The following is a 7,433-nucleotide window of genomic DNA, read 5'->3' as shown; positions in this document are numbered from 1 at the left end:
AACAGCAGCAGCGCCAGGCGGGCCAGCAAGAGCGACTCGCGCTCGGCGCCGGCCTCGCTGACGGCGCGGGCGCACTCGGCGTACAGGCGGTCGCGGGCCTCGGGGGCGAGGGCGGCGGTCATGCGGTCTCCTTGACTTTGACGGTGTGCACCGAGGCGCGCTGCAGCGCGGCAGCGATCTGCGCCGCCGAAGGGGCGCGCCAGCGCGCGGCCACATGGCCATCCGGGCGCAGCAGGTAGACGGCACCGCCCGGCTCGGCGCCCAAGGCGCGCAACACCTCGGCATCGGCCCGCGCGTCCGCGCCTTCATCGCCGCCGATGCGCACCACCCGCAGCACCGGCGGCAGGCCCGCTCCGGGCAGGCGTGCCTCGCCCAGCGCCAGCAGCGTGAAGCACGGGCCGATCCAGTCCGTCAGGTGGCCGCGCCGCAGCGGCTGGTCGGCCATCACCTCGCCGGGCACCGGGCCAGCGGACAGATCGTCGCCGGGGCTGGACAGCGCCGAGTCCTCGTAGCACACCGCCTGCGTCTGCCGCGGATTGACCAGCTGCGCGATGCCGCGGTGCCTCTCGGCCAGCGACAGCGCCGCCTCGCGCAGCAGGTCGAAGCCGCGCGAGGGCGGCGACATGAACTCCGTGCTGCGCATCGCGTTCTCGGCGTTGACGTGGAAGGCGGCGATGCGCTCGGCCGAGTAGCTGTCCAGCAGCGCGGCATCGGACTCGCCCTTGGCCACCGCCGCCAGCTTCCAGGCCAGGTTGTCCGCGTCGTCGAAGCCGGAGTTCAGCCCGCGCACGCCGAAGATCGGCATGGCGTGCGCCGCGTTGCCGGCGAACAGGATGCGCCCGTGCCGGTAGTCGGCCAGGGTCATCGCGCCGGCGCGGTACACCGAGGTCCACACCGGCTTCCAGGGCAGGTGGCCCTCGCCGATGGCGTCCAGGTGGCGCTGCACGAATTCGCGCACCGCCTCGGGGGTGAGCGCCTGCTCGGTGCTCTGGCCGGGGCGAAGCTGGTAGTCGATGCGCCAGATGTCGTCCGGCTGGGGGTGCATCAGCACGGTGGAGCCGGGGTTCCAGGGCGGGTCGAACCAGGCGCGGCGCTCGGTGCGGTGGCGGCTGGGCAGCTCGATGTCGATGATCACGTAGCGGCCCTCGTAGGCGGCGCCCTCCAGGGCCAGGCCGAGTGCCTTGCGCACGAAGCTCTGGCCGCCGTCGCAGGCGGCCAGCCAGCCGGCGTGCAGGGTGTAGGTGCCCAGCGCGTTGCGCGCCTGCAGGGTCACGCCGCCTTCGTCCTGCGAGAAGCCGCTCAGCTCGGTGCCCCAGCGGATGTCGATCAGGCCCGGCTGCGCCGTGTTGCGCCGTTCGATCTCGTCCAGCAGGTACTGCTCGATGTAGTACTGCTCCAGGTTGATCATCGGCGGCAGCTTCTGCTGCGCGAAGGTCGGCATCTCGAAACGGAAGACAGGCGTCGTCTTGTAGAAGCTCGTGCCCGAATGCCAGGGCAGGCCCTTGGCGAGGAAGGCGGGCAGTGCACCCAGGCGCTCCACGATCTCCAGGCTGCGGCGCGAAATGCACGCCGCGCGGCTGCCCACGCACACCGTGTCGTCCGCTTCCAGGATCACGCTGGGCACGCCGTGGTTGGCCAGGCCCAGTGCCAGCGCCATGCCCACCGGGCCGCCGCCGGCGATCGCCACCGCGTGGCGCTGCGGCTCCGTGCCGCCGTGCAGTGCAGGTAGACGCGGCGCGAAGCGCGTGTAGTGGAAAGCCCCCACGGGCGGCGGCAGATCCGTCGGCATGGCGTCGGGCACGGTTGTCTCCGCTGCGGCAGGGCTGGGCATCAGTCCAGCTTCACGCCCGCGGCCGCGATCACCTTGCCCCAGCGCTCGCTCTCGGCGCGCGCCGTCCGGTGGAAGTCCTCGGGCGTGCCCGGCATCGGCTCGAAGCCGAAATCGGCGAAGAGCCTGACGACCTTGGGAGACTGCATCGCCTTGTGCAGCCCGGCATTGAGACGCGCCACGGCTTCCTTGGGCATGCCCTTCGGGCCGATGAGGCCGTGGAAGGCGTAGGCGTTCACGCCCTTGAGGCCGAGTTCGGCGAAGGTCGGCAACTCGGGCAGGGCGCTGGCGCGCTGCGGCAGCGCGATGGCCAGCGCGCGGACCTTGCCGGACTTGATGATGGGCAGGCCCGAGGCCAGGTCCAGCATCATGATCGGCACCTGGCCGCCCATCACGTCGGTCATGGCCGGCGCGGCGCCCTTGTAGGGCACGTGCGTGATGTTCAGCCCGGCCTGCTGCTTGAACAGCTCCATCGCCATGTGGTGCGGCGAGCCGTTGCCCGGCGAGGCGTAGCTCAGCTTGTCGCCGTTGGCCTTCGCGTAGGCGGTGAACTCCGCGAGCGTCTTCGCAGGGAAATCCGGGTGCACCACCAGCGCCACCGGGAAGCGGCCGATGGTGCCGATGTAGGTGAAGTCGCTGGCCGGGTTGTACGGCAGCTTGCCGAACATGTGCTCGTTGAAGAGCAGTGCGGCGTTCTCCGCCTGCATGATGGTGTAGCCGTCCGGCTTGGCGGCCATCATCGCCGCCACGCCGATGTTGGTGGAGGCGCCGGGGCGGTTGTCGATGATGATCGGCTGGCCGAAGTCGGCCTGCATCGCTTCGGCCAGGTTGCGCGCCAGGTTGTCGGTGCCTCCGCCGGCCACGTAGGGCACGATCCACTTCAGCGGCTGGCTGGGATAGGCCTGTGCCAGGGCGGCGCCGGCTGCCAGGGCCAGGGCGGCGGCGCCGAGGGCGCGCACGAGTTGCTTCATCGGGTTGTCTCCTTGGAGTGGGATGGGAAAGGGAAGGAAGGTTCAGCCGCGCAGCACCTGCCAGAGCGCGCGGTCGCGCTCGGCGGTCCAGATCACGGGGTGCTCGGTGCCGGTCAGCTCGTCGTAGGCGCGCGAGACATCGAAGGGCAGCACGTGCTGGAACACCGGCCAGTCGCCGAAGCGCGGCGTCATGGCCGCCTCGGCGCGCGCGAAGCAGCCCTTGAGCGTGTCGCCCGCGTCGATGCCGGCGCGCACCGCGCCCAGCAGGGTGGCGAGGAAGTCCTTCGTCAGGTCGATGGCCTCGCCGCAGGCGGCCTCGCCCTGCAGCACGGCGCCGCGGCCGGGCACCAGCACGCGCGGGCGCAGCGCCTTGACCGCATCGAGCGTGCCGGCCCAGTCGCGGATGTAGGCGTCGCCGGCGTACACGCCGCAGTGGTTCTCGACCACGTCGCCCGAGAAGCACACGCCGCAGTCCGGCAGCCAGGCCACCGTGTCGCCGCCCGAATGGCCGCGGCCCAGGGCCAGCAGCCGCAGTTCGCGGCCGCCGTCCAGCCACAGGCTCATCTCGCGCTCGAAGCTCATGGTCGGCATCGTCAGGCCGGGGATCTCTTCCACGCCCGCGAACAGGCGCGGGAAGCGGCCCACTTCCGAATCGAAGTCGGCCTGGCCGCGCGTGCGGATCCAGTCCAGCGTGCCGTTGCTGGCGACGATGGCCTGCACCTGCGGAAAGGCGCTGGCGCCCATCACGCGCACCGCGTGGTAGTGCGTGAGCACGATGAACCTGACCGGCTTGTCGGTCACCGTGCGGATGGCCGCCAGGAAGTCGCGCGCCATGCGCGGCGTGGGACGCGTGTCGATCAGCACGACATGCTCGTCGCCGACCACGAAGCCGCAGTTGGGATCGAAGTCGCTGATGTAGCCGTAGACGTTGGGCGCGAGTTCGCGCACCTGGGGCTTCTGCTCGCGGGTGTCGGAGGCGGAGGCGAAGGAGACGGAGGTGTTCATCGTGGGCGGGGCCGGGTTCAGGCCGCCTCGCGGGCGGCGTCGATGCAGGCCAGCAGCACCTGCTGGTCTGCGCATTGGTTGGCCAGCAGCAGCACCAGGCGGGCGTTGAGGTCGGCGCTCTGCGCTTCGCTCAGGCCCTCGTGGGCCTGCAGCCAGGCGGCATAGAAGCCGTCGGGGTCGGGGATGTGGGGCTCGGTGATCAGCGGCATGCTCAGGCTCGGTTCAGCGCGAAGGCGGTGCGCACGGCCTCGGCCGTGGTGTCGGGGTCGGGCGCCGGCAGCAGCGCGGCGCGGTAGCCGTCGGGCCGCACCAGCAGCAGGCTGTCGGGCGCCGCGAGGCCGAGGTGGGCCAGTTCGGCCTCGCCGGCTTCGAAGGTGGGCAGGGCGCTGGTGCCGCCCAGCGCGACGAGGTGCACCGGCAGGCCGGCCAGCGCGGCCGACATCGCCTGCGCGGCCCCGGCGCCGGGCGCGTGCCACAGCGCCAGGCCGCGGGTGCCCTGGCCCAGCAGCTGCATGAGCGTGGTGTCCGCGCCGTCGGCGGCGCGCAGCGCCACGTTCTGCACCGTGCGGCTGCCTTCGGGCAGGTGCGGCGCGGGCGGGTAGTCGTTGGCAACCGACATGCGGCCCGTGTTCACCAGGCCGCGGGCGAAGGCGTGGTGCCGGGCCAGCGCGACCACCGCGCGGCGCAGCGTGTGCTCCGCCGGCGAACGCGGCGCGAGGAAGCGCGCAGAGCGGCTCGTCACTTCCAGGTTCTTCTCGGCCGCCGGCCGGCGCTCGGCGTCGTAGCTGTCCAGCAGCGACGCATCCGCATGCCCTCCGAGCACCAGCGCGAGTTTCCAGGCCAGGTTGGCGGCATCCTGGATGCCGGTGTTGCCGCCGCGCGCGCCGAAGGGGCTGACCACGTGCGCCGCATCGCCGATGAAGAAGAGGCGGCCGTGGCGGAAGCGCTCCAGCAGGTGGTCGCGGTAGCCGTAGGGGCCGATCCAGACGAACTCGAACTCGACGTCCGGCCCGAGCTGTTCGCGCAGCCGGGCGCCGGCCACCTCGGGCTGGCTGATCTCGTCCGTGTCGCAGTCCTCGGGCATCTGGTAGTCCATGCGCCACACGCCGTCGCCCATCAGGTGCTGCCAGACGCCCCGGCCTTCGTTGAAGGGCGCGTCCACCCAGGTCCAGCGCTCGATGGGCAGCGGTTTCGTGAAGCGCACGTCGCTGATGCACCAGCGGTCGGTGCTGCGCGAGGCACGGGCGGGCAGCGCGAGCTGCGTGCGGATGGGGCTGTTGGCGCCCGTGGCGTCGATGACGTAGTCGGCGTGCAGTGCGTAGGCGCCGGCGGGCGTGTCCACCTCCAGCGTCACGCCGTCCTCGCCCGGCTCGATGCGGGTGAGGCGGTTCTTCCAGCGCAGCTCGGTCAGGCCCAGTTCGAGGATGCGCTCGACCAGGAACCACTCGATGTAGAACTGCTGCAGGTTGATGAAGGGCGGCTGGACGGAGACGCTGTCCGTCCGGAGGTTGAAGCTGTAGACCTCCTCGTCGCCCGAGAAGGTCCGGCCGAACGACCAGGTGATGCCCTTGGCGGCGATGCGTTCGTAGATGCCCAGGCGCGCGAAGATCTCCAGGCTCTTCTGCGCGTAGCAGATGCCGCGCGAGGAAGCGCCGCGCACGCCGATGGTGTCGTCCTCGTCCAGCAGCACGCTGCGGATGCCGCGCACGGCGAGGTCGCAGGCCAGCGTCAGGCCGGAGAGGCCGCCGCCGACGATCACGATGGGATGGCGCGCGGCCGTGCCGCCGAGTTCGGGCGGCGGCGTGAAGGGCCAGCTCGGGAGCTCGTAGGGCTCGGCGAAGCGGAAGGTTTCCATGGCGGGGCTGTCTCTCTTCTTTGTCTCGTGTGTCCGTGGCGCCGTGCGCCTGTGCGCCTGTGCGCTCAGAGCGCGTGGGCGAATTCGGCGATCGCGTCCGCCGCCCGGGGCACCAGCTCCGGCTGGCCGGCCAGGTAGTGGTTGCCGCCCACGATGTCGACGTTGCGGATGTGCTCGCCGCCGGCGGCCAGCCAGGCATCGCGCGTGCTCGGGAAGGTCGACTGGTCGGCGGTGTACGTCAGCAGGAGCTTGGGGCAACTGGTGCGCGCGAGGTTGGCCGGGCCGTCGGCCTGCGAGCGCGAGGACCACTGCGACAGGAAGGCCGTGAGCGAGGTGGTGCGGCCCATCGCGTTGGCCGAGTAGTTCACCTGCCGCGCGTCGCCCCACACGCTGCCGGGGGCGCGGTCGTTCGGGTCGAGCGAGAAGTCCACGCAGCGCGGGTCGGCATGGGTGCGGTAGACGATGAAGGCCTGGTCGCGCGGGGCGCCCGGCGTGCTGCGCAGCTGCTCCAGGCGGCCGAGCACCCACTGCTCGATGCGCTGCAGCCGCGCCTGCTGCGCGCCCTTGAAGCGCGCGAGGAACGCGGCCTCGTAGGGCACCCGGTGGCGCGGGTCGTACATGTCGAGCGCCGGGTCGACCGACAGCGGGTCGTGCTCGTCGGTCAACGACGGGTCGATCCAGTCGGCCAGCAGGCGCGAACGGCCCAGGTGCGCGGCGGCGAGCGCGATGCCGTCCACCGGCGGCAGGTCGTCGGGATGCAGGTGCGTGGGGTCGCCGTCCGGGAAGTGCGTGGCGGTCAGCCGCTCGGCCTGCGCCTGGTAGAAGCTGGCCAGCGCCGCGCCGCCGGAGTTGCCGATCAGCACGATCTTCCCGTAGCCCATCGCGCGCAGGTGCTTCACGCCGGCGCCCAGGTCCTGGATGGCGCGCTCCATCAGCAGCAGTGTGTCGTTGCCCATGTAGCGCGAGTTCAGGCCCATGCAGCAGATGCCGCGCTCGGCCAGCGGGCCGATGAGGTAGTGGCCCATGAAGTTGCTGGTCGGGTGCATCACGATCGCTGCGACCTTCCTCGGCCCCGCCGGCGCCATGAAGGCGCCGAAGATGCGCGGCCGCAGCATCTGCAGGCCGGACTGGCTCTCCAGCGCGGCCCCGGGCTTGACATCGATGACGGCGATCTGCAGCTCAGGCATGCGTGGCCCCCGCGCGCTCGCGGCGCAGCAGCGCCTTGCGCTGCGTCCACGCCTCCAGCTCGGCATGCGCCACCCGGGCATGGGCCTCCATCTCGGCCGGGGACACCGTGGGGGTGGTCAGTTCCACCCGGATGCCATTGGGGTCGAAGAAATAGATCGAGTCGATGATGTGGTGGTCGGTGATGCCCAGCACCTGCACGCCGGCCGCTTCCAGCCGCGCCTTGGCACTGCGCAGGTCGTCCACCGAGTCCACCCGCAGCGCGATGTGGTTCACCCAGGCGGGCGTGTTGGGCGAAGGCTCGGCCTGCACGTCGTCGCCGAGGTCGAAGAAGGCGATGTACGCGCCGTCGCGCATCTGGAAGAAGATGTGGACGTAGGGGCAGTACTCGCCCGTGCTGGGCACGTGGTCGTTCTTGATCACGTGCACCAGCGGCAGGCCCAGCAGGTCTTCCCAGAAGCGGCGCGTCTCCTCGCTGTCGCGGCAGCGCCAGGCAAAGTGGTGCAGGCCGCGCACGGGCACGGGCAGGGGGTCCATCGGCATCGATCTCGTCTCCATCGGGTGCCGGCCTCCCGGCCGACGCGAGGCG

At 71.6% G+C, this 7,433-nt stretch carries 7 protein-coding genes; all 7 read right to left on the bottom strand.

Translation table 11 applies throughout. The features are described from left to right. Positions 1-118: 118 nt before the first annotated feature. A complete protein-coding gene (locus Q392_RS01435; protein WP_157007684.1) occupies positions 119-1,789 on the bottom strand; it encodes an FAD-dependent monooxygenase in 1,671 nt (556 codons plus the stop codon). A gap of 41 nt (positions 1,790-1,830) precedes the next feature. Continuing rightward, entirely contained in the window at positions 1,831-2,799 is a 969-nt protein-coding gene (locus tag Q392_RS01430; RefSeq protein WP_038200453.1) for a Bug family tripartite tricarboxylate transporter substrate binding protein, read from the bottom strand. Between the two features lie 42 nt (positions 2,800-2,841). Further along, on the bottom strand, positions 2,842-3,804 hold the full coding sequence (locus tag Q392_RS01425; protein ID WP_038200452.1) for an MBL fold metallo-hydrolase: 963 nt from the start codon (positions 3,802-3,804) through the stop codon (positions 2,842-2,844). 17 nt (positions 3,805-3,821) lie between these two features. Then, positions 3,822-4,007 (bottom strand): DUF2783 domain-containing protein, encoded by a 186-nt coding sequence (locus tag Q392_RS01420; protein WP_084216773.1) that lies wholly within the window; start codon positions 4,005-4,007, stop codon positions 3,822-3,824. Positions 4,008-4,015: 8 nt separating this feature from the next. After that, positions 4,016-5,659, bottom strand: a complete 1,644-nt coding sequence (locus Q392_RS01415; protein WP_038200450.1) for an FAD-dependent oxidoreductase — start codon at positions 5,657-5,659, stop codon at positions 4,016-4,018. 65 nt (positions 5,660-5,724) lie between these two features. Continuing rightward, positions 5,725-6,846: an alpha/beta hydrolase family protein gene (locus Q392_RS01410; RefSeq protein WP_038200449.1), complete on the bottom strand. Its 1,122-nt coding sequence runs from the start codon at positions 6,844-6,846 to the stop codon at positions 5,725-5,727. Beyond that, positions 6,839-7,381, bottom strand: a complete 543-nt coding sequence (locus Q392_RS01405; RefSeq protein WP_245610611.1) for a VOC family protein — start codon at positions 7,379-7,381, stop codon at positions 6,839-6,841. The genes Q392_RS01410 and Q392_RS01405 overlap by 8 nt, the downstream gene beginning before the upstream one ends. Positions 7,382-7,433 lie beyond the last annotated feature (52 nt).

The organism is Xenophilus azovorans DSM 13620, from assembly GCF_000745855.1.
GTDB lineage: Bacteria > Pseudomonadota > Gammaproteobacteria > Burkholderiales > Burkholderiaceae_C > Xenophilus > Xenophilus azovorans.
Note: the sequence above shows the minus strand (reverse complement) of the source record. Positions and strands in the feature narration are given on the sequence as shown.